We start from the raw sequence: 23,309 nt of genomic DNA, 5'->3' as shown, positions 1-23,309 counted from the left end.
AACTTTCTACCAAGGACTACCAATCATTGTGAAAGCTGACCAGAAATAAGGATGTTTGAGGTCTTTATCTCCGACTGATGCCAGAGAGGAAGGTAGAGGCATATTGCCATCGGGAGTATGCAGTTTTCCCCCTTCTAGTCGTACCTCTCCTTTCAACATTGCTAGCTGTGCCTGTCGCAAAGCTTCCGCCTTAATAGGGGCTTTTTTCAATTCTTTGTAGAAATCTGTCATCAGCCCCAAGGTGCCTTCATCGCTAACGTACCAAAGACTTGCCAGTGCTGACTTCACACCTGCTTGCACGGCAAACCCTGCAAAACCCAACTCCGCTTCTTCATTTCCTAGTGCTGAACGACAGGCACTCAGCACTAATAATTCCACTGCTGGTTTATTCCAGCCCAACTGACGGACTTGATCCAATTTCAATTGGGTGTCCCACAGCTGAATATAGGAGTTGCCGAGTGCCCCTGACTTAAATTCTGCATGGGTTGCGAGGTGGATAATTTCGTAGGGTGTAGAAGTGCGTTGTGCTTTTAAATTCTTCAAGGTGAAAGCTTCGTTGAGGAAGGATTTACCTTGCCATAGTTTAGAAGTAATCATTGACAATTCTACCGGCACAGCAGGCAATGGAGTTTGCGTTTTGTTGGTAAAGCGGTCGGCACCCATTGCCAGGACTTTGGCGTTTTTAATATTAGCGTAACGGGTATCAGTGAGGCTGAGGCTGGGCATGAGACCGATGCTATATTTCTCCACTAAAAACTGTTGACCGTCGTGGAGGGCGGCGATAGGAAGCGATCGCAAGCCTGCATCCATAATGAAGACTAGATTCTCGATACCTTGGGCTTCTAACTCGTCCTTGATGGGTGCAATTAGCCACTGATAGAGTTGTCCGGAGGGGGCACGATAGTCGTCATTCAGTTTATTTTTATTGGTAATGGCGTTCCGCAAGCTTCCAGCGACTTTTAGGATTTGCGATCGCTTGCTCCCTGCTACACGCACCCGTTTGCTTTTTCCCTCTGCTGTGACCAGAATTAGCTCTAATCGCTCATCGTCTTTCTTCAGTTGAGTCTGGCTACTAGAAACTTGATCGGGCGCAAAGACTGCATAAACAAACGCTGATTTGATGCTCGTCAGCTTCTCAATTTTGCTCAATAGGTTGGCGGCTTCTTTCGGATTGGTGATATTCCCCATTTGCCCCAGATGTTGGTCAAATTTGGAAGTAATTGTGTTATCCAGGTCGCTGGTAGTATCAATGGTCACGTCAGATACGCTAGTAGGCGTAGTCAGGGGCATCGCGCCGAAGTAGGGAAGCAGGTTGTCTCCGGGACGGCGGGGAATAATTTGAATATTGCCTTGGCGGTAAGGACCAGGAAATTCTTTTGATGGCAAAATCGTACTCAGGAACCCAGTTCCGGTGGTGAGAGCGCCAGCCGTACCGTTTTTGGTAGCATCTCCTACAACAAAGGGAGTAAAGGAGGAACCGCCTCCGTGAGAAATCAGAATCGCGCCGTCTCCAGAGCCTCCCATTGTAGAAATGCTGGTTGCAAATGGATTTTTGGAATCGGTGAAGGTACCTGTAGCGCGGAAGAACCGATCGGTTGTAATTTTAACAATGCCTCCGAATGCGCTCCCTCCACTTTGAGCATTGATGGAGACTACTTGAATGTCATCTGTCGGAGTTTTGTTGAGTTCGATTAGTGGATTCGCCAGGGTGACGTTACCACCTTTCCCGAAGCTGGAACTAGAGTCAATTACTCCAGCAGTGATAATGCCTTGAGCGGAAACTTCAATGTCTCCACCGCCTGTTGCTCCTTGGGAGAACAAATTGCCGCTTTGAATGGCTGCTGCATCGCTTAGGAGAGCGATCGCGCCGCCGTTGCCATTGGTAGAAGAGGTGTCAATATTTGCTGTGGTGATGCTACCAGGAGCCGCAACGGTGACTGCACCCCCGCCGGTTGTACCTTTGGCGGTCACATTTGCAGCGGTAATGGCTCCGTTTTTGCTGGTAAGTGCGATCGCGCCGCCGGTGCCATTGGTAGAAGCGGTGTCAATATTTGCTGTGGTGATGCTATCAGGAGCCGCAACGGTGACTGCACCCCCGCCGGTTGTACCTTTGGAGGTCACATTTGCAGCGGTAATGGCTCCGTTTTTGCTGGTAAGTGCGATCGCGCCGCCGTTGCCTTTTTCGGAAGCAGAATCAATATTGGCAGCAGTGATGTTGTCTTGAGCAGAGACGGTGATGGGAGAACCGGAAGTTTTCACATTTCCCGTCTGTACGGTTCCGTTTTGGCTGGTAAGCGCGATCGCATTTCCAGCACCGTTAGTCGCTGTTGCGTCAAGATCCAGCGTCGTGATGCTGCCATTGGCGATAACTGTAATTACCCCAGCATCTGTATCGCCTTTGGATATCAAACTTCCCGTTTGTATCGCACCTTGAGTGCTATTGAGGGCAATTTCCCCACCTTTGGAAGTAATATTGGCTGCGGTGACTCCGCCATTCCCATTTAGATTAACCTTGCCACCAGATGAATCTAAAGTGCCATTACTCGCGATCGCACCTTGAGTGCTATTGAGGCTAATTTCCCCACCTTTGGAAGTGATATTGCTAGCGGTGACAGCTTGATTGCCAGTTAGATTAACCTTGCCACCGGATGAATCTAAAGTGCCATTGCTAGCGATCGCACCTTGAGCGCTATTGAGGGCAATTTCCCCACCTTTGGAAGTGATATTGCTAGCGGTGACACCTTGATTGCCAGTTAGATTAACCTTGCCACCGGATGAATCTAAAGTGCCATTGCTAGCGATCGCACCTTGAGTGCTATTGAGGGCAATTTCCCCACCTTTGGAAGTGATATTGCTAGCGGTGACACCTTGATTGCCAGTTAGATTAACCTTGCCACCGGATGAATCTAAAGTGCCATTACTCGCGATCGCACCTTGAGTGCTATTGAGGCTAATTTCCCCACCTTTGGAAGTGATATTGTTGGCGCTGACTCCGCCGTTCCCATTTAGATTAACCTTGCCACCATTGGTGTTGAGGCTGCCTCCCGCCTGAATATTATTAGCGGTAATATTTACACCAGCGAGCTTAGTTGTCGTCATGTCACCCGCCAGCGTCGTAGTGCTACCAGATAACTGCATCAGACTGTCTGCAACAATTGTCGAAAGGGCGGTCACATCGGTAGCATTCTCGATTAAGATTGCGCCCAAGCCTTTACCATCTCCCGCACCCACCGTTTTCCCAAAGAAGATGTTGCCGGTACCTGCGATCATCTTTAGGTCGTTATATTCGCCGTTTTCGCTATCCAGAGTACCATTGAAAGAAATGTTACCCGCACCCAAGGAACCTGTATTCAGGAAAGTATCATCCGTCAGAGTGACATCACCATTAAAAGTGATGTTGCCATCCAAAGTCGTGATGATGCCTGATAAGAGTGTCTGCTTGGCGTTGACAGTCAGTTCCTGGTATATATCGGCGCTGTTGCCTTTTAAGGTTGCATTTTCGCCACCGATAATTACCACACCCAAGTCATTATTGATAGTCAAATACTCCAGGAGATTCGGACTACCGACGTTCCCTTTAAAAATCGCTTGACCCGCACCCGGATTGAGCGTCAGTCCCTGCTGGCTATTAGATTGAGCGCTAACATTGCCTTCAAAGATGATGTTACCACCGAGGCTTGTAAGGGCAATATCGGTCTGAAGCTCCACAGTTTTGCCGAGTTGACCGAGGGTAATGTCTTGCCCCTGGGTGGAAATGTTTGCCCACAATTTGGTTGTTGCACCGTTGAGAGCGATCGCCGCATCATCCACTCCCTGAATTGTCCCGTTGACGTTAATCGTGCCATTCGGAGACTGAATTTTCACTGGATCGTCGAAGGTGACGGCATTGACATCAATCGTCCCAGTTCCGCTGTCACTACCAATGACGATCGGCTTAAAGCCACCCAAGGCATTAATATCTTTTTGGGTGATATCCAGCGCCGGTGTTCCTTCATCTCCGCCAATTGCGATCGCTTGATCGGGTGTTGCAGGCTGAAGCTGAACGGTACCGCCGCCAATGATTGTATTGTCTCCCCCGTCAAAGTTAATTTCAGCAGCCGTCAAATTGAGGTTTCCTGTCAGATTGGCAGTGCTTTTAAATTCGACCAATGCTGCATTACTCACGGTCAAATTGCTGAGTGCAGCGCTATTTCCCACCGGATTATTAAAGATAACGTTGCCAGTACCTGCTGCTAGATTCAGGTTCTGAGTTCCATTGACAGTATTGCTGAAGCTGATATCACCTACTCCCGCACCCGTGTTCAGAGAGACTGCGCCGGTTAGGTTCACTGCACCGCTGAAGCTAATAGTGTCGTTGGTGGTAGTAATATCTCCAGCGGTAATCACTCCTCCCGTCCCACCTTGACTGAAGGCTCCATCCAGGTTCATATCTGCGGCAGCTTCAATTGTCAGCGTTCCAGTATTGTTGATACTGACGCCACCACTATTTGTCGTGGTAACTGGGTTTTTGAAAACAAAGTTGTTGCCGTTTAAGTTGATGCCGCTGGCGCTATTCGTATGGAGTGCGCTGTTGAATGTGGTGGTGCCACTCCCTGCACTTTGGGTAATGCTGGTGGCTGTGATTGCTGCTGCTTCCACGTTTTGGGCACTGTTAATGGTTATAGAACCGAGTTTGTTGCTACCCCCGACCGCATCTGTAAATTTGATGTTGCCAGTACCGGCAGTCAAACTTAAGCCGTGACTGCCATTCAAGGTGTTGCCAAAGCTAATATTTCCAGCACCCGTTTCTAGGGAGATAGAACCTGTAAGATTTACGCCTTGGGTAAATTGAATGCTGCTAGCGGTGATATTCCCGGCGGTGGAAACGCTACCCGTACCATTTTGCACAAAGGCTCCGGTTAAGGTCATATCTGCACCCGAAGCAACTGTCAGCAAACCACTGTTGGTAATGGTGAGATTGCCTGCGTCTGTGGTATTGATGCCTGAATTAAGAGTCGTTGCACCGCCGATGAGATTAATCGATGCATTACTTGTAATTCCCGGCGATGTTCCCTGCACCGTCAGCGTCCCTGTGCCAGCTTGAATGGTTACAGCATCTTTGAAGGTTGCAGAATCTACAATGATGTTTTGGCTTCCGCTGGCATTCCCGATGGTGATGCTGCTAAATCCGTCTTGTAAAGCAGCCAGGTCAGTATCGTTGATATTTAGATGGGAAGCATCTTGATCGAAACCAATTGCGATCGCTTTCCCCGCCGTTGCTGTCTGAAGTGTCAGATTTCCCGTGCCAGCAACCGAATCAGTTCCGCCCAAAAAATCTATTGCATCCCCTTTTAGGATGATATCGCCGGTCAGCAGGACATTATTCCCATAGCTTTGATTATTAGCAGTGGTCATGTTGCCGTTGAGCTTGGTTGTCCCACCAACTCCAAGAGTAGCTAGGCTAGCAGTATTGACAGTGCTGTTGAAGGTGATGTCACCGCTACCGGCGTTCACAGTTAGATTTTTCTGACCATCAACTGTACTGTTGAAAGCGATCGCGCCATTACTAGCGCTAGTATCAAAATTGACATCCTCACTTAAGCTAACGCCTTGGTTAAACTTAATGCCGCTAGCGGTGATATTTCCACCTGTAGAAACTTTACCCGAACCGTTTTGTAAGAAGGCTCCCGCTAGAGTCATGCCTGCGGCAGGGGCAATTGTCAACAAACCACTGTTGGTAATCGTGGCACCGCCACCCGTAGTATCGATGGCACCGTTAAGGTTAAAAATATTACCAGTTAGCTGAATATCGCTGGCAGTTATCGCACTGTAAGTACCGCTGCCAGCCTTTTGAGAGAGGTTAGCGGCATTGATGGCAGCACTGGCGTTGACATTGCCGCTGTCAATCGTCAGGTTGCCTAAAGGGGTAACGGTGCCAAGGTTATTCTTGAAGGTAAGACTGCCGTTACCTGCGTTCAGGGTGAGATTGTGCTTGCCATCAATTGTGCTGTTGAAGGCGATCGCGCCATTACTGCTACTGGTATTAAAAGAGACGCTATCAGTTAAGCCAACGCCCCCGTCAAACTGAATGCTGCTAGCGGTAATATCCCCACCTGTGACAACATTACCCGCGCCATTCTGCACAAACTTTCCCGCCAAGTTTATGTCTGCGGCGGCGGTAATTGTCAACAGATTGCCACTGTTAATAGTTAGGTTTCCCAGTGCTGTGTTACTGCCCACAGCGTTATTAAAGGTAATGTTGCCACTCCCAGCATTTACTTTCAGGTCTTGCGTTCCATCAATTTTGCTATTGAAAGCGATCGCGCTGTTAATAGACTCAACAGTGACATCTCCACCTGAAAGCGTCACTTTGTCGGTTGCGGTATCTCCAAAGGCAACGCCATCCTCGGCACTAAAGGTGAGACCATCTAAGGTGACGTTGCCATTCAGGGTGGTGGCTGTGTCACCATCGTTTAGGTTGACATTGCTTTTGAAAATGACATCGCCAGTAGCCGTAATACCGGAGTTAGCGGTGAGGGTGCTGTTAAAGGTAGTTTTACTACTGGTAATAGCAATAGCGGCTCCGGTGCCTATGCCAATTGCAGCAGTCTTACCCACATCGGTTTTGAAGGCGATGCTTCCAGCACCGTTGGTTGCTAAGCTCAGGTTTTGCGCTCCATCAACTAACCCATTGAATTCCAGATTGCCGTTGTTGGCTGTGGTGCTAATGGAAACTGGGCCTTTTTTTAGGGTAATTTTATGGGTCGTCTGATTGCCAAAAGTGACGTTACGACCGGCCTCAAAACTTACTCCATCCAGAGTGACGTCGCCGTTGAGGGTAGTCTCTGTATCTCCGGCTGCAATCTTGACATTGCCAGAGAACTCCACAGAGCCAGTGGCACTGATTCCGGAGTTAGTTAATAGCTGGTTGGAAAAAGTGGTTGATCCGGTAGAGAGGAGGGTGATGGCAGACCCAGTTCCATTTCCCAGGGGGGTTGTTAACCCGACGCCTTCCTGGAAGGTTGTTGTCCCAGTACCAGCATTGATGGTTAGATTATTCGCCCCATCGACAGTGCCAAGGAAGTTAATGTTGCCACCTTCAGGAGACCGGACGGAGAGCGAGTCTTTTAAGGCGATCGCATTGACGTTAATGGAGCCTTTGCCATTATTCCGTCCGATAGTGATGGAGCTAAAGCCATCTTTTAATACACTAAGGTCTGTCGCTGTCAGATCCAAAATATCCGTTACGGGTGTCAATCCTGTCTCGCTATCAGACATCCCGCCAATCGCAATCTGTTTGCTAGGTGTCTTTGGCTGAAGTACAACGGTATTGGTGCCAGTTATTGAATCGGCTCCCCCGGTTAAGTTAATCTCATCCGCTGTTAGAGTCAGTGCGTGGCTGCCTGCGGTCAGGAGTTTAGAGAAGGTCAGGGAACCAGTTTTGACATTAAACTCTGTATTACCACTAAGGTTTACATTGCTGTTAAAAGTCAGAGCGTTGACAGTGTAGATGTTACCAGTTACGTTGACAACATCTGCGGCGCTAACGATCAAGCTGTTGAGCGGGTTTGATTCGTTGCCAACTCCGTTAAACTGAATCGCACCCGCACTGCTAGCATCAAGTGTTAACTTTTGGTCCCCATTAACGGTCTTCTTAAAGGTGATATTGCCCCCATTGGAAGAAAGCGAGACATCTGCACCAAGCACGACATCTTTATTAAAGGTGATGTCCCCGCTTGCAGTGGTGATGTCTTGCTTCAGCGTAGTTGTTGCAGCGTCGAGCGTGATTGAAGCGTTATCTAACCCTGTAATCTTCCCATTCACTGCAATTGAGCCTGAAGGAGCTTTGATAGTCACGGGGTCTTGGAAGGTGACGCCAGCAGAATCAATTGCGATCGCTCCACTCCCGTCGTTTCGCCCAATCGTAATTTTACTAAAGCCATCTTTCAATGCCGCCAAGTCTGCCGCTGTTAGATCCAAAACATTTGCCGTACCAGTACCACCGATGGCGATCGCTTGAGTGGTTGTTTTCGGTTGGAGAGTTAGTTGGCCGACTCCGCTAACTGAATTATTGCCGCCGTTAAAGTTAATCTCATCGGCTGTCAGTGCCACATCCCCTTTTATATTGACCTGACTGGAGAAGCTGATGTTGCTGCTACTGGTTGTGGTGACATTACCGTTGAGCGTGACCTTGTTAGCACTAACGACAGTGAGGTTGCCGATTGGCTTGCTGTTACCCACAGCACCACCGAACTCAATGCTGCCACCAGTTCCAGCTTCCAGATTCAGCATTTGACCGCCTGCTGTACCTATGCCATTCAGTGTGCCAGCGATTTTGATGTTACCGTTGCCAGTAGTCCCTGTGGTTTTGAAGGTGACATTGTCATTCAGCAACACGTTGCCAGTGAGGATGATATCTTTCCCGGCACCAGTGATAGCAGAGGAATTGATGTTATTAACCGCAATGTTGCCACTGGCAGTCAGCGCGATCGCTCCTCCGCCGCCAATTGTAGAGCTAGAATCCAAACTTCCATTTGTCTTAATTGCTCCCCCCGTACTCTTGAGGGTGATCTCACCCCCATTACCCGTAACAGAAGCACTGGAGTTTAAGCTATTGGTAGTTATGTCGCCACTGGCAGTCAGCGCGATCGCTCCCCCGTCGCTAGTAATAGAAGAAGAGTCAAGGCTACCAGACAGGGAAATAATACTGTCACTGGCGGCTGCGGTTCCACTTTCAATAGTTATAGAACCGCCCTTGGTGATGATTTGGGAGCCAGTACCCATACTAAATTGAGCGGCACCCGCATCTCGATTAGCGAGGATAGCTTGTTGGTCATTAATGGTGGCCTTAAAGTTGCCTCCATTTAAAGTAATTTTCTTCCCAGCGTTGATGCCAATAGAACGACCCGCCTGCAAGGTCAGTGCATTTCCAGCCTTGGTACCCGTGACATTATCATCAACCGTAATGTCATTATTTGCCTGCAAAATCACGCTAGCTGAGTTAATCGCCGATGAAAGGGCACTTCCGGTGATTGTTACATTAGCGGCTGGAGATTCATCGAAGTCATTGTTATTGAGTATGTCCGTAGTTTTAGTAATGGTTCCGGTTGAGGTGATAGTAATATTTTTGGGGTCAAGCAGGAGAGTGCCCACCTGACCAAAAGGAGCCATAGTATCCACTACTCCAGCAAATTGCAAATTCTCCTTACCCGAAACTTCGACAAATCCACCGTTTCCACCTTGAGTGCCGCCACGAGCTGTAATATTGCCGTAGAAGCGGGTTGTCTCATCTGCCCAGACAATTACCTTACCGCCGTTGCCGTTGAGGAGAGCATCTGCGGCAATCAGAGAGTCGCTACTGACGTAGGTGCGAGATGCATTTGGTAGCGTTCCCTTCCCTTGATAATCGCCGCCAATTCTCACTGTGCCGCCGCCGAGGGTGCCGGAAGCGTTAATATTGGCACCCGCCAATCCCACTTTATTGCCGACAATTTGGACAGTGCCTCCGGTTTGTCCTGAGGCAGTATTTGAGGTATTCAGGGAACCAGAAGCAATTACAGTACCTGTATCTGTGGGTATTGCAGTACCGGAACCTGTTAAATGAACTGTGCCGTCAGCCGCAACGGTCATTTTAGTGGCGTTTCCGACTTCCCCAGCACCTGTCAACAGCTGAGGTAAGGAAGGAATTGGCAGCGTCCAGTCATTCAGTTGACTACCTGCTGCTGCTAAGGGTTGAATTTCTACACTCAGTAAACTTCCTGCCTGAGAAATGCGTACTACGCTCTCACCAGGCACTGCTGCCACCGTGATATTACCCCCTGGTGCTGACAATTGCCCGGTATTGACTACGGTTCCACCGAGTAAAGTTAAATTCTGTCCGGTGTTAACTGCCAAGTTTCCGGCATTTGCGATCGCTCCCGGCTGACTCATTGCGAAGGCAAAGCCGTTGGGCGTACCAACTAAAGCGTTATAGTCGTTGGCACCCGTGGCGCTGAACCAATTACTCCCAAAGCCAATGCCGTTAGCAGTGGTGGCGGTGAAGGAGGCAGGCACATTTAGGCTGGCTCCTGCGCCAAAGATAATGCCAGCGGGGTTCATCAAGAACAGGTTGGAATTTCCCCCTGTCACCTGGATGAGACCGTTAATTACCGAGGCGTTTCCCCCATTGATGCGACCCAGAATGTTTTGAATGGATGGGGTGGAGAGGAAGTTGCCTATCTCGTTTTGATTCAGCCCAAACTGACTAAAGCTGTGGAAGAGATTTGAGCCATTGCTAGAAAGGCTGCCGCCACTGATGTCAATCTGATTTCCATTCTGGTTAACCAGAGTATTCGTGTCATTGGGAGCTGCAATGATTGACTGAGCTGAGGTGGATGTAGCATCTACAGAACCCCCAAACAACAACAGGCCTAACAGGGCACCGATTTTGCTGGTAAATACTGACATCAATCTCTTCCTTAGGGCTGATGAAAAATTCGCGGTAATTCTAGATTACCCCGGTTTTCTGGATGACTCCGTAATATCACAGGTTTGATAAAGGAATGATTAATTAGGTTTTGAATGATTTAAAGAGTTGATAAAGATACCTATCTGGCTTAATAAAAAGTTTACAAAGCTGGCTATCGTTGCTTTACTCTTTACGGGCTGCTTGTTTAAGTCTTTGCATTCAGCAGTCAATCTGATTTTCTAGACAAAGCAGGCTAGCCATCAATTAGTTTTTGCCAAAAGCAAACAGGCAAATGTAAAAACAATTATTAATATATAGAAATATTTGTATATTTTTTATTGGTAGTTATTAGCCGAAATATACGTTTTAATTTGGCTCGGTGATTTAAGTAGGGATAGAGCGAAAAATTATCAGATATGGGAATTTTTGGATACATCTGTAAGGACATAGCATTGCCATATCCCGACCGAAGGTTAGAGCTGCAATATATTCCACCCAATTGAGGACCGCTATAAATTGCTCAAGCAGCGATCGCTTCACTGAGTGCAATCCTCATGATTGTTAACCTCTCCCCTAGCTCCTCTCCTGCAAGGGAAACGATAGTCGCCAATCCTTTAGGGCGTATCCATTTTGGCTGCGCCCGTCTTGTCCCAAACAAAAAACTCCTCCTGTTCAGTTACAGGAGAAGCTTTTTAGAAGACTTGAGTATTGACAGACTTTAGGCTTGAACCATGCCACCAGCGGCTTGAAAACGAGCGCGGGCGCGTCTGAGGGCTTGAGTTGCCTGAATTTGCTCCTGACGGGAGCCACTACCCTCAACCTGATTAAGCTTTGCCTCAGCTTCGGTATAAGCAGCACGGGCTTTTTCCCGATCGATTTTGTCGCCGCGCTCGGCACCGTTAACCAGAATGGTTACTTCATTACTATCCACTTCTGCAAAGCCACCCATGAGGGCAATGGGCACCCACTCTTTACCAGAACGGACACGCATAACACCGATATCCAGAGCGGTCAATAAAGGAGCATGACCGCTGAGGATACCGAGTTGACCTGTAGTGCTAGGCAGAATTACTTCTTCAGCACTAGAATCCCAAACAGTTTTGTCGGGAGAAACAACGCGAACAGTTAAAGCCATAATTTGTGAGTTGTCAGTGGTTAGTTGGTCATTGGTCATTAGTCATTAGTCATTAGCCAGTGAAAAAAGACTAATGACTAATGGCGAATGCCTATGGACTAGCTTTTGATTTTTTCAGCTTTAGCGATCGCTTCATCAATATTGCCGACCATGTAGAAAGCCTGCTCTGGCAATGAATCCAGCTCTCCAGACAGAATCTTCTTGAAACCGTTGATTGTTTCTTGCAGATTCACATATTTACCCGGAGATCCGGTGAAGACTTCTGCCACGAAGAACGGCTGAGACAAGAAACGCTCAATCTTACGCGCACGAGCCACCGTCAAGCGGTCATCTTCAGACAATTCATCCAAACCCAGAATGGCGATGATGTCTTGCAGCTCTTTGTAGCGCTGTAGGGTTGCCTGAACTTCACGAGCAATCGCGTAGTGTTCCTCACCAACAACACTGGGTTGCAACATGGTGGAAGTGGAATCTAGGGGGTCAACAGCGGGATAAATCCCTTTCGCTGCTAAGCCACGAGACAACACAGTGGTTCCATCCAAGTGAGCAAAGGTGGTGGCTGGTGCGGGGTCGGTCAAGTCGTCGGCTGGTACGTAGACGGCTTGAATGGAGGTAATCGAACCTTCGGTGGTCGAGGTGATTCGCTCTTGCAGGTCGCCCATATCTGTTGCCAGAGTCGGCTGATATCCCACAGCAGAAGGCATCCGTCCCAGTAGCGCCGATACTTCTGAACCAGCTTGCACAAACCGGAAGATGTTGTCGATAAACAGCAGCACGTCCTGCTTACTGACATCGCGGAAATACTCAGCCATTGTCAGTGCGGCTAAGCCTACGCGCATTCTCGCTCCCGGTGGCTCGTTCATCTGACCGTAGACCAGGGCGATTTTTGATTCGCTGAGGTTATCTTCTTTGATAACCCCAGACTCTTTCATTTCGTTGTAGAGGTCATTTCCCTCGCGGGTGCGCTCTCCCACACCGCCGAACACAGACACACCACCGTGATTGATCGCGATGTTGTTGATCAGTTCCATCATAATGACGGTTTTACCAACACCAGCACCGCCGAATAAACCAATCTTGCCACCACGGCGATAAGGAGCCAGCAGGTCTAATACCTTGATTCCGGTTTCAAACACCGATGGCTTGGTTTCCAGGTCGGTGAACTTGGGAGCGGGACGGTGGATGGGGAAGGTTTCTTCAGTATTGACTGGCCCTTTATTGTCTACGGGTTCGCCAAGAACGTTGAAAATTCGACCCAGAGTGGCAGGGCCAACGGGTACGGTGATGGCAGCGCCAGTGTCTACTACTTCCATGCCACGCACCAAGCCATCGGTGGTACTCATGGCAACAGCACGCACTTGGTTGTCGCCCAAGAGTTGCTGCACTTCGCAGGTTACGGACACGTCTTGTCCGGCTTCGTTTTTGCCTTCAACTTTTAAGGCATTATAAATCTGCGGCATCTTGCCGCTGGGAAACTCCGCATCGATAACGGGACCGATGATTTGAGTAATACGCCCTACGTTTGTCTTGTCTGTGGTGGCTACCATGCTTGTGCCTATGTGGTGAATCTATCTATATAGATACAGGAAAACGGTCTTAACATTTAGCAATGCCATTCTCCAGAGTACCACTGAAAGGATGCCGAATCTGTCTGGCAGCTTGAGTTGATCCCTCTAATAAGATGCGATCGCGTTAGCGAAGCGAGGTGTTAGCCTAGCGCTGACTTGTCAGTTCGCTCTCTTATGTCCTGAATTGAGAGAGTGCCGTAACATCTTTGGGTTTCTGCCAGTGGCCGATATTGCCCTGAGCGTTGAATCAGTAACGAGATAACAGTAGCAAGAGCAAGTTAGTAGCCATAAAAAAGGCTGTGCCTTCTGTAAAGACACAGCCTTTTCAAAAATTATGCGTTCTGAGGTAAAGGTCGGACTCTTGCGCCTAAGATAGGCAAACCACCGAAATTATCTTTGCCATCCCAGCCGAATTAAGCCTTCAATGCTTTTTGTTTGTGGCGACGACCGATCAAGGTCATCCCACCAACACTCAGCAAGCCGAGCATTAAGCTGGGTTCTGGGACATCCTTCGGAGGCTCTACGACTCCCACAGAATTCCCTTTGATGAACACAGCAGAATCGAATGAAGAATCACCTATATCCTTAATCTTGATGCTGAGAGTGTTCTTGGCGTTTTTGTTCACTAAACCCTCAAAGGTCAAGGTTTTGGTGTAACCATCTAACTCAGTACCAAGACTCCCTAGGGGATTGTTAATGTAGTCGGCGTGATAAGGACCAGCCGCATTGGGAACAAGGTTGTTAATCGTGACGGTTTTGCCATCGGTCAACTTCGCTAGGTTGACGCCATTGAGCAACAGTTCAAACGAGTCGTTGAACTGGGAACCACCCCACTCTACGAACTCTTCCGAGCCGAAGACATATTGGAAGAACAGCTTCTCTACTGAAGCGCCAGCATCAAAGCTAATATCGAGCTGAGCCAAGGTTCCGGCACCTGAAGTACCTTCAGAATCATTAGGACCGACTACATCGGTGACATTCCCAGTACTCAAGACGATGCCGTCTTTTAAACCGAAGGGGTCGTCATTGAAAAGACCAAAAGCATCAGCATTGCCTGTGGCATTGACAGAAAAGTTACTCAGTCCAGTCGTATCGCCCAACAGGGCATTCAGCAAAGCATTCGTATTGTTGTTTGGAGTCACCGTGAAAGCCATTGCTGAATTCCCAAACATGGTCAGGGCAGCAGTAACACCAATGGCAGCTGAAGCAGAGATTTTAGCAAAAAGATTCATAGTCCGTCTCACACAAGATTAGATGTTGATAGTAAAAATACCCAGGTGTTCGCAGCTTTTCTATTAACAGAAGCTGTAAATACTTAGAAAGTTCGTTCCTTAGGCTTACTTTGAATACAAGGAAGAATGTGAGTATTTCGGAAAAGCTTGTCGTTAATTCTGATCATTCTTCAGACCAATACAAGTATGTATTCGCTCAGAAATCTCAACAAGTGAATTTCCATAAAATTGGAAATAAGATGAATTGTAGAAATTACTTAGGTTTTAACCTTGCTGCCAATTTTTAGGTATCAAGGCTTGAAAGCAGCTTTCCGTATAGCGGTGACTCATCAAGATTTATCCGCAGCTTTACAGAAAATATACAATCAGAAAATCAGTGGTAAGGGAAAAAAATTGCCAAGTGTCTTATCCAATCAAGCTTTAATACTAATTTTCAGCTAAAAACTAAATGAAGATTCTATGAAGCTTTGAATTGGTTGTAACAGGGAATTGCTTAAGTAATACTACGTAGAAAGTAAGTTTCTATTACCCGCAATCTGCCTGCAAGACCTTAGCTCCATTCTTGGGCGATCGCTCGTAGGGCATTCTGAGGCAAGACGCGAACTGACAAGTCAGCGCTTCGCTATCGCACCTTTGAATGAGGCAAGTGAATTCAGAGCGATCGCTCCTATGTTTCCTCACTTGAGAGAGTGCCGTATTACTTTTGGGTTCCAGCTAGCGGCGGAAATTACCTTAATCGTTGAATCAGTAACGAGATAACAGTAGCAAGAGCAAGTTAGTAGCCATAAAAAAGCTGTGCCTTCTGTAAAGACACAGCTCTGTCAAAAATTATGCGTATGAGTTAAAACTCATACTATTGCGCCTAAGATAGGCACTCAAGCATCAATCTTTGCAATTCCAGCCAAATTACGCTTTTAGTGCTTTTTGCTTGTTGCGACGGCTGATCAAGGTCATACCACCAACACTCAGCAAGCCGAGCATTAAGCTGGGTTCAGGAACATCCTTCGGAGGCGCTACGACTCCCACAGAATTCCCTTTAATGAACACAGCGGAATCGTATGAACCATCTCCTACATCCTGAATCTTGATGCTCAGAGTGTTCTTGGCGTTTTTGTTGAGTAAACCTTCAAAGGTCAAGGTTTTGGTGTAACCATCTAACTGAGTACCAGGACTCCCTGCGGGATTGTTAATGTAGTCGGGGTTCGCAGAAGATAGATCGTCCTGAACGGGAACGAGGTTGTTGATCGTGACGGTTTTGCCGTCGTTTAACTTAGCTAGATTGACGCCATTGAGCAATAGCTCAAAAGAGTCGTTGAAAGAGGAACCACCGAACTCTAGGAACTCTTCCGAGCCGAAGACATATTGGAAGAACAGCTTATCTACGGTCGCGCCAGCGTCAAAGCTGATATCCAGTTGAGCCAAGTCACCATCGGAGCCACCGGGTCCGAAACCTGTACTCTGACTTGGAGAATTATTGGGACCAACTACATCGGTGACTTTACCCGTACTCAAGACAATGCCGTCTTTTAAACCGAAGGGGTCGTCACTGAAAAGACCAAAAGCCGCAGCATCACCTGTGGTGGTGATTGAAAAGTTACTCAGTCCCGTCGTATCACCCAACAGGGAATTCAGCAAAGCATTTGTATTGTTATTTTGAGTTACTGTGAATGCCATTGCTGAATTCCCAAACATGGTCAGGGCAGCAGTAACACCAATGGCGGCTGAAGCAGAGATTTTAGCAAAAAGATTCATAGTCCGTCTCACACAAGTTAGAAGTTGACAGTGAAAATACCCTGGTGTGCGATCGCAGCTTTTCGATTTACAGAAGCTGTAAGTACTTAGGAACTTCAGTATCCAATTGACCTTGAGTTCCAGTTCCAATTTATTTCTGTATCTACTGTGGCATTCTGCAGAGAGCCTTGTCAGTAGGATTTCCTAAACTTCATTAAAAAAATATATCCTTAGCTCGTAGAATTTTAGACGATTAATAGTGTAAGACAGACGAATTGCTGACTCTATAACTATTTCATCTGTCCTAAGGCTTACCTTTGCTACAGCTAAAAGTATGAATTTTTCGTAAAGGCTAGCCCTTAAGCCTGGGATTTTTCTCAGTACTAAGAAAAATTTTTATTTGCTTTTGGATGTCAAAAGTAAATTCCCTTAAAAATGAGAAAAAAGACTCTGTAGAAATTACTGAGGCTTTAATCTTGCTTTCATTTTTCAGTCATCAAGGGGTGAAACCTGCTTTACATATAGCAGCGAGTTATCAATATCTATTCACAGCTTTACAGAAAACTTACAATGATAAAATCAAGCAGAAGAAAAAATATTTGCCGAATGGCTTAGTTAATCAGGCTTTAAAGCTAATTTTTCACTAGAAACTCAATGAAGATTTTATAAAGGTTTAAATGAATAATTGCGTGAAAATACTTAAGCATTATTACTTAGAGCCGGGGTACTAATTGTCTAAAATCTGCTTACAAGACTTTGCTTCATCTTCGGGCGATCTCTTGTAGGGCATTCTGAGGCAAGACGCGAACTGACAAGTCAGCGCTAGGCTAACGCCTCGCTTCGCTAACGCTATCGCGCAGGTGAATGAGGCAAGACGCGAACTGACAAGTCAGCGCTTTGCTATCGCACCTTTGGGTGACGCAAGTGAATTCAGAGCGATCGCTTGATAATAGACACTCTCACTTCAAGTGTCATATCATCTTTGGGTTCCTACCAGCGGCAGCGATCGCCCTAATTGTTGAATCAGTAGCGAGATGACGGCACCAAGAGCCAGTGAGTAGCCATAAAAAAAGCTGTGCCTCCTAAAAGACACAGCTAGCTAGCAGTCAAAATTGGGTTTTGCGCTAAAGGTCTTACTCTTATGCCTGGGATAGGCACTCAACCAGCTAAACTATCTTTGCCATCCCAGCCGAATTAAGCCTTCAATGCTTTTTGCTTGTGGCGACGACCGATCAAGGTCATCCCACCAACACTCAGCAAGCCGAGCATTAAGCTGGGTTCTGGAACATCTTTCGGAGGCGCTACAACTCCCACAGATTTCCCTTTAATGAACACAGCGGAATCCCATGAAGAATCACCTACATCTTTAATCTTGATGCTGAGAGTGTTCTTGGCGTTTTTGTTCACTAAACCCTCAAAAGTCAAGTTTTTGGTGTAACCATCTAACTGAGTAGTCGCACTCCCTTGGGGATTGTTAATGTAGTCGGCGTGATAAGGACCATTAGGATTGGGAACGAGGTTGTTGATTGTGACGGTTTTGCCGTCGTTCAACTTAGCTAGGTTGACACCATTGAGCAGAAGTTCAAAAGAGTCGTTGAAAGAGGAACCACCGTACTCTACAAACTCTTCCGAGCCGAAGACATATTGGAAGAACAGCTTATCTACGGTAGCGCCAGCGTCAAAACTAATGTCGAGCTTAGCCAAGTCATAGGAACCAGCCGTATCACCGGACGTTCCGAAACTTGTACTCTTACTTGAAGAATTATTGGGACCGACTACATCGGTGACTTTACCCGTACTCAAGACAATGCCATTACTCAAACCGAAGGGGTCGTCACTAAAAAGACCAAAAGCAGCAGCATTGCCTGTGGCATTGATCGAAAAGTTACTTAGTCCCGTTGTATCGCCCAACAAGGCATTCAGCAAACTATTCGTATTGCTGTTTTGAGTCACTGTGAACGCCATTGCTGAATTCCCAAGTAGAGCGAGAGCAGCAGTGACACTAACGGCAGTTGAGGCAGCGATTTTAGCAAGAAGATTCATAGTTTGTCTCACACAAGTTAGATGTTGGCAGTGAAAATACTCTGGGGTGAAGATGGCAGCTTTTCTATAAATCTAAGCTGCGAATAATTAGGAACTTATAGTAGTTAATTAACCTTTGGTTCCTGTGATTTCTTTTCTGTACCTACTTTGGCATCCTTAAAAAGGAATTACTAGACCATTTATCTAAAATTCATCAAAACAATATGTACGTAAGTAGTGCAATCGCGGATTAATTAACTAGCATTTTTACGCCAAATTGCTTATAGAGTAAGCTTTTTGTCCATAGAAAAGCTTGTTTTTCCAAGCAAACGCATACAAAATTCCAGTAAAGTAAAATTCTTTTATTAAACAACTCTTCACTTTTCAGAATAATGTTTGATTTTATTAAAATTCAACAGCGTAGATTTTCGGGTATTTCAGTAAAAACACGTTGTATAAAATTACAATAATTAAGTTTTTATGTTTTTTGAGGTGTCCAGACATGAAACTCACTTACGTATTACGGGCAAAAAAATAATTTTTCTTGGTAGTTTTATTCAAAAAAATACGTATGGCAAGCTAATAGCCATATAGCTATAAGGAATTATTTGTCGCGTGCGTTACTCAATAAAGCTTTGAGGCAAATTGAAAGCTTAAATACTAGAGAACATTAATATGAAAATTTAGCTTTGCTTTTAAGTGAAATTAAGTAAGTAAGATTTCTATTGCCAGGAATTTGCCCGAAATACATTCCCTTCATCGTCGGGCGATCGCTTATAGGGCATTCTTAGGCAAGACGCGAACTGACAAGTCAGCGCTTCGCTATCGCACCTTTGGGTGAGGCAAGTGAATATCAGAGCGATCGCTCTTTTGTGTCCTCAATCCAGTGAGAGTGCCGTATTATCTTTGGGTTTCTGCCAGTGGCGGATATTGCCCTAATCGTTAAATCAGTAAGGAGATGACGGCACCAAGAGCAAGTTAGTAGCCATAAAAAAATCGCTGTGCCTTCAACGCTCAACAAGCCAAGCATTAAGCTGAGTTCAGGAACATCCTTCGGAGGCTGTACGACTGCCAGAGACTTCCCCTTAATACAGTGGAAGGCAATACACGCTGCGATCGCTATCCTTCATGCAGAGATGGATGCGATCTCATTTAGGGAAAACCTCTCCTGAATCATTCCGCAAAAAAACTACCATGCCTTTTAAAAAAAGACATAGCAGTCACGCAGTTAAGCTGGCGCGAGGCGCATCGGCTATTAGCTTAAGCTTTGCCTTGCTGTTTACGCTTGATCTGTGAAGTTGCCCCAAAAGCACCTACCGCTAGCAAACCAAGCACTGAAGCGGGTTCGGGCACTGACTTAGCCACTTGCCCGAAAGTGAAGTTATCGAGAGTTGCACGGGACTCGAAGCCAGTTTGGGAGAAGGAGTCGGTGTCGTTGCTGTCGATGACGCCATCGTTGTTGGTGTCTCTAAGACCGTCCTGGTTCCAGGAGAAGTGGCGGGGAACTCCCAGCAACTTGATTGAGCTGATTGCCGTATCAGATGTGAATCCAACAAAATTAATTGAGGGATTGAAATCAAATATCTGGTCATCGATACTGATCTTAAAGTCGTCAGTACTTAGGTCGAGCAAGCTCTTGAAATCGAATGCGATCGATGTCGTATTCGATGGGAGAAGAATAGTGAGGTGCTTGCTAACGGAATCGGAAGAGGATTCGCCACCGTATGAGCTTGACTCCGAGTAGCTAAAGCCGTAGGTATATAGCGCATCACCTGAACCTAAAATGGGGACTGAGTCGCTATAGTCGTAGCCGTAAGGAAAACCCCCAACCACCGCCTTGGAATCACCACCTTTAAATTGGACACCTTTCTCCGTAAGCGTGGTGGTGCTGCCTCCGTAGTATGTATATCCACTGCTGTCGGGGTCGTTCTCGGCTGTGTGTAAATCTTCAAAGTCAATATTCTGGAGATTTTTTGATCCAGCATTGAAGGCTGCACGATCCGAGTAGAAGGTTAAAGCTTGGGCTGGAGCAACAGCGGCAATTGTTGCGAGGGCTGCGGTTGCTACTATGACGGCATGAGGAATAAATTTCTTAACCAGGGTAGAAATAGCCATTAAACTTTTGACTCCAAAAAGGTGAATGTTGCGGTCTGAATACCCAGCCAGTGCGAACATGCAAAATCTCTGCTGGGTCTATGAATACTCAGACAGTGCGATCGCAGTTTTTCGATTTCCAGTAGCGGTAAATACTTAAAAACTTTGCTCGTTGGGCTTATTTTTACTACGGGTCAAAGCCTGGGTATTACGGAAAGGCTAGTTCTTGATTCTGATAATTTTTTAGAAAAAAGATATGCATTTGTTTGCTCCAAATGTCAACAAGTAAATTTCCATGAAATTGGAAAAGAGATGACCTAGAGAAACTACTTAGGATGTCCTATTACTTTGGTTTATCAGTCTGTAAGAAGCGAAACTGTTGTCAAATATAGCAATGACCGTTCAATATCTATTCGCAGCTTTACAGAAAACTTACAATGGTAGAATCAAGCGGAAAGAAAAATATTTACCAAATGGATTATCCAGTAAAGCTTTCAAACTGATTTCCAACTAAAACTTTAATGAAGATTTTATAAAGCCTTTAAATTACTAATCTCGTGAAAACACGGAAGGGTTATTACGTAGGAGAAGGGTGCTAATTGTCCACAATCTGCCTGCCAGAGCTTGGCTTCATCGTTGGGCGATCGCTTAGAGAGCATTCTTTGCGGGACTTAAACAAATTTAAAGGCTCTAAAGGGGCTGAAAAGCTCTCTGGGTAAGGAAAAGAGATTGATGACCTAAAAACGCCTGAAACCCTTGTGGATACTAGATTTATGCATATTCGAGCTGAAAATACTTCTCTGTCTAGGTTTGAAGCGATTTTTGCCTTAGTTTTTGGCTAAGTCCCATTAGGCAAGATGCGATCGCTCTGGTAGGGACACGCGAATTCAACATCCCTTATCAAAAAAAACTGCTGTGCTTCTGGGATGGAAGATACAGCAGTTCTCAATATTGATTTTGCATTCACTTGGGACTATCTTCCTATTTGTGTTGCCGTTTCCCCAACAGCCGCGAAATAGAACCTAACGCACCAAGCGCTAATACACCCAACCCAAAAGAGGATTCAGGAACAGCAACAGCAACAACTGTACGGGATGCGAGGCGAAACTCAGCCATGCCAAAGCCAAGAGAAGCACCGTTTGAGAGATCGGTGATTTTGATGCTGGAAAGCAAATCCCCCTCAGTGGCATAAAACCCAAAATACTTAGCACCTGAAATACCATTAACTTTCTGCAACAGGGTTGTCGAGGTACCATTGATACCCGTTACTGCGATATCGAATAAGCCAAAGAGGTTTGGCTCTACATATAAATCAAATGCACTAATCCCAGTTGGCAGTGTAATCGTCGTGGTTAAGACATTCCAGCCGCTAAAATATACCTCGCCCATGTAGCCATGACTCCACGTTGTCCAGCCGGAATTAATTTCCATTTTTTGAACCTCAGGGCTGAAGGTCAAATTACCCAAAGGCGATGAGAGAGTAGAAATAATCGAAAACTCTGGTTCGGAACTATTTGTTACCTGAACCATGTTGAAACCTAGCTTAGATAGGGTATCTGATCCAGTTGCCCATGACCCTGAATTATCTACTGCCAGAATTGCCGCTTTGAGGGGGGGGACATTGGCGCACATCCCTCCTGCTGAGATACAGGCTACTCCAGCGGCTGTCATAGATAGTTTTTTCATAAGACTTAAGGCACTCATAAAACTTTTTTCTAAAAAAGTGAATCTTGACTATATGGGTTGCCCGCTCCGCTGGAGGGAACTGTGAAAAGTTTGTGGCGTTCGCAAGCCAAAGCACTGTAAAGATGACGAATCAGGATTTCAGGTAATCGCAGATAGAATCAATCTCTACAGATGAATTTTCAAGGTTTCGTGTCAGTTGTTGGTAAAAGCTGCTCCAGATAGATAGAACTTTCTACAATTCCGTGCCTATCCAGTTAAATGTTAATAACTGTATAGTCTCTGACGTATGAGTGCCTTTGTTGTTTCAAACAAATCTACAAATCTCCTCTTGACTTTGTGTACTTTAAAAAATAAAACTTTTTTTGTAGTCATTTCTGTGGAAAGTGTGGCACATTTATTGAATCAATTACCAGCCCCTTCCCGTAATCTTTATCGAAACAATATATTTAAATAGCTAAAGTCAAGAAAACTTGAAATCCTAAATCAGCCTTTAGACAGAATTTCTATTGCTAAGTTAATGCTAGGTTGTAAAAAATTATACAGAGAGTTCATAAACTTTCAATAAAGGATTAATCTTTGGAATGCTACTTTAACAGCCGTTAAGGGCGATCGCTCTGTCAGCTCCCTGTCTAGAGGCGATCGCATCTGGTGTTAGTTATGCTGGGAGGGTAGTTGGGGCTTTGTCGGCTCACGCCGTGCAGACACTCCCCAATCCGTCAAAACGGTTTGCAAAGAGGTGATTGGACATCCCCAACTCCCTTAACAAAGAGGCTTAGAATCGATTTTTTCCCTTAAAAAAGAGGCTTGGGAGAGCAACAAAATCATCGCGGTATACGCTAGCTGCAAAGCTGCTGTGATAATGCGATCGCGTGTTGGATGTAACGTGAAGTAGGAAATAGTATTGCCCAATACATCTCTCCTCTCTGACACCAATTGCTATCCTTTCTAAGGAAGATCCGGAAATTTCCAATTTTTTCTCGCCATTAGTTAAGGATGTTTGTCTCTGGCTTTCTATTCCCCTTTTTGTATCAGCATTTCAGAGTGATTATTAGCACTAATCACCCATTCCCTGGATGCAGAATCTGGTTCTCCTGGCACTTCCTAGAGCGGTGGATTCCCCGTGATCCCAGTTGGCTGTTTAAATTTGGGATTTTTGGTTTTGAAATCCTGATAAATAGGTAGTTTCAAAGATTTAACCCATACAAGGGCTGAACCAAATTGATGACTTCCTCACATCATTACTAGCTAGCCATTTCCAAAGCTACTGTACGATTTATAACTGTAATTTTCACCGTTTTTAGTTCTACATAAACTTAGGTGGCATTTCCGGTTTATAAATTGGATAGAAGCGATCGCTTTTTCGGAAGATTCCAGCCCAATCTAAGGGCGTCCGGCTTCTCCTTCCCTTACGCTCA

Annotated in this window: 12 protein-coding genes; 3 read left to right on the top strand and 9 right to left on the bottom strand. The window is 46.0% G+C overall.

Annotated elements, in window-relative coordinates; genetic code table 11:
• Nucleotides 1–6: 6 nt before the first annotated feature.
• From H6H02_RS13540 to H6H02_RS13515, 6 genes are all read right to left on the bottom strand, one after another.
• Nucleotides 7–10,425, bottom strand: coding sequence for a CHAT domain-containing protein (locus tag H6H02_RS13540; protein WP_190818454.1), 10,419 nt, complete (start codon nucleotides 10,423–10,425; stop codon nucleotides 7–9).
• A 521-nt stretch (nucleotides 10,426–10,946) separates the two neighbouring features.
• Nucleotides 10,947–11,084: a hypothetical protein gene (locus tag H6H02_RS26880; RefSeq protein WP_206757280.1), complete on the bottom strand. Its 138-nt coding sequence runs from the start codon at nucleotides 11,082–11,084 to the stop codon at nucleotides 10,947–10,949.
• 60 nt (nucleotides 11,085–11,144) lie between these two features.
• Nucleotides 11,145–11,561 (bottom strand): ATP synthase F1 subunit epsilon, encoded by a 417-nt coding sequence (gene atpC / locus H6H02_RS13535; RefSeq protein WP_190818594.1) that lies wholly within the window; start codon nucleotides 11,559–11,561, stop codon nucleotides 11,145–11,147.
• Between the two features lie 98 nt (nucleotides 11,562–11,659).
• Nucleotides 11,660–13,108 carry a F0F1 ATP synthase subunit beta gene (gene atpD / locus H6H02_RS13530; RefSeq protein WP_190818452.1) on the bottom strand — a complete coding sequence of 483 codons (1,449 nt, stop codon included), beginning with the start codon at nucleotides 13,106–13,108 and terminating at the stop codon, nucleotides 11,660–11,662.
• Nucleotides 13,109–13,542: 434 nt separating this feature from the next.
• Nucleotides 13,543–14,361 carry a choice-of-anchor L domain-containing protein gene (locus H6H02_RS13525; RefSeq protein WP_190818450.1) on the bottom strand — a complete coding sequence of 273 codons (819 nt, stop codon included), beginning with the start codon at nucleotides 14,359–14,361 and terminating at the stop codon, nucleotides 13,543–13,545.
• A gap of 906 nt (nucleotides 14,362–15,267) precedes the next feature.
• Complete coding sequence (locus H6H02_RS13515) at nucleotides 15,268–16,113, bottom strand: choice-of-anchor L domain-containing protein (protein ID WP_190818446.1); 846 nt, start codon at nucleotides 16,111–16,113, stop codon at nucleotides 15,268–15,270.
• A 389-nt stretch (nucleotides 16,114–16,502) separates the two neighbouring features.
• On the opposite strand from H6H02_RS13515, the gene H6H02_RS13510 reads away from it, so the two are divergent.
• On the top strand, nucleotides 16,503–16,739 hold the full coding sequence (locus H6H02_RS13510) for a hypothetical protein (RefSeq protein WP_190818444.1): 237 nt from the start codon (nucleotides 16,503–16,505) through the stop codon (nucleotides 16,737–16,739).
• Between the two features lie 250 nt (nucleotides 16,740–16,989).
• Nucleotides 16,990–17,130 (top strand): hypothetical protein, encoded by a 141-nt coding sequence (locus H6H02_RS13505; protein WP_190818442.1) that lies wholly within the window; start codon nucleotides 16,990–16,992, stop codon nucleotides 17,128–17,130.
• 156 nt (nucleotides 17,131–17,286) lie between these two features.
• On the opposite strand, the gene H6H02_RS13500 is transcribed toward H6H02_RS13505, so the two are convergent.
• The gene (locus H6H02_RS13500) at nucleotides 17,287–18,135 is read right to left on the bottom strand and encodes a choice-of-anchor L domain-containing protein (RefSeq protein WP_190818440.1); all 849 of its coding nucleotides are present in this window, start codon (nucleotides 18,133–18,135) and stop codon (nucleotides 17,287–17,289) included.
• A 980-nt stretch (nucleotides 18,136–19,115) separates the two neighbouring features.
• On the opposite strand from H6H02_RS13500, the gene H6H02_RS13495 reads away from it, so the two are divergent.
• Nucleotides 19,116–19,286: a hypothetical protein gene (locus H6H02_RS13495; protein ID WP_190818438.1), complete on the top strand. Its 171-nt coding sequence runs from the start codon at nucleotides 19,116–19,118 to the stop codon at nucleotides 19,284–19,286.
• 88 nt (nucleotides 19,287–19,374) lie between these two features.
• On the opposite strand, the gene H6H02_RS13490 is transcribed toward H6H02_RS13495, so the two are convergent.
• Nucleotides 19,375–20,229 carry a PEP-CTERM sorting domain-containing protein gene (locus tag H6H02_RS13490; protein WP_190818437.1) on the bottom strand — a complete coding sequence of 285 codons (855 nt, stop codon included), beginning with the start codon at nucleotides 20,227–20,229 and terminating at the stop codon, nucleotides 19,375–19,377.
• 960 nt (nucleotides 20,230–21,189) lie between these two features.
• Nucleotides 21,190–21,894 (bottom strand): hypothetical protein, encoded by a 705-nt coding sequence (locus tag H6H02_RS13485; RefSeq protein ID WP_199329159.1) that lies wholly within the window; start codon nucleotides 21,892–21,894, stop codon nucleotides 21,190–21,192.
• Nucleotides 21,895–23,309 lie beyond the last annotated feature (1,415 nt).

Origin of the sequence: Coleofasciculus sp. FACHB-1120 (assembly GCF_014698845.1) — a bacterium.
Taxonomy (GTDB): domain Bacteria; phylum Cyanobacteriota; class Cyanobacteriia; order Cyanobacteriales; family FACHB-T130; genus FACHB-T130.
This window is presented reverse-complemented; position numbering and strand designations above follow the sequence as displayed.

Coding starts and splice junctions, on each gene's coding strand:
- H6H02_RS13540 (WP_190818454.1), bottom strand. CDS start 10,425: ATGTCAGTATTTACCAGCAAAATCGGTGCCCTGTTAGGCCTGTTGTTG.
- atpC (WP_190818594.1), bottom strand. CDS start 11,561: ATGGCTTTAACTGTTCGCGTTGTTTCTCCCGACAAAACTGTTTGGGAT.
- atpD (WP_190818452.1), bottom strand. CDS start 13,108: ATGGTAGCCACCACAGACAAGACAAACGTAGGGCGTATTACTCAAATC.
- H6H02_RS13525 (WP_190818450.1), bottom strand. CDS start 14,361: ATGAATCTTTTTGCTAAAATCTCTGCTTCAGCTGCCATTGGTGTTACT.
- H6H02_RS13515 (WP_190818446.1), bottom strand. CDS start 16,113: ATGAATCTTTTTGCTAAAATCTCTGCTTCAGCCGCCATTGGTGTTACT.
- H6H02_RS13510 (WP_190818444.1), top strand. CDS start 16,503: ATGTCAAAAGTAAATTCCCTTAAAAATGAGAAAAAAGACTCTGTAGAA.
- H6H02_RS13500 (WP_190818440.1), bottom strand. CDS start 18,135: ATGAATCTTCTTGCTAAAATCGCTGCCTCAACTGCCGTTAGTGTCACT.
- H6H02_RS13490 (WP_190818437.1), bottom strand. CDS start 20,229: ATGGCTATTTCTACCCTGGTTAAGAAATTTATTCCTCATGCCGTCATA.
- H6H02_RS13485 (WP_199329159.1), bottom strand. CDS start 21,894: ATGAAAAAACTATCTATGACAGCCGCTGGAGTAGCCTGTATCTCAGCA.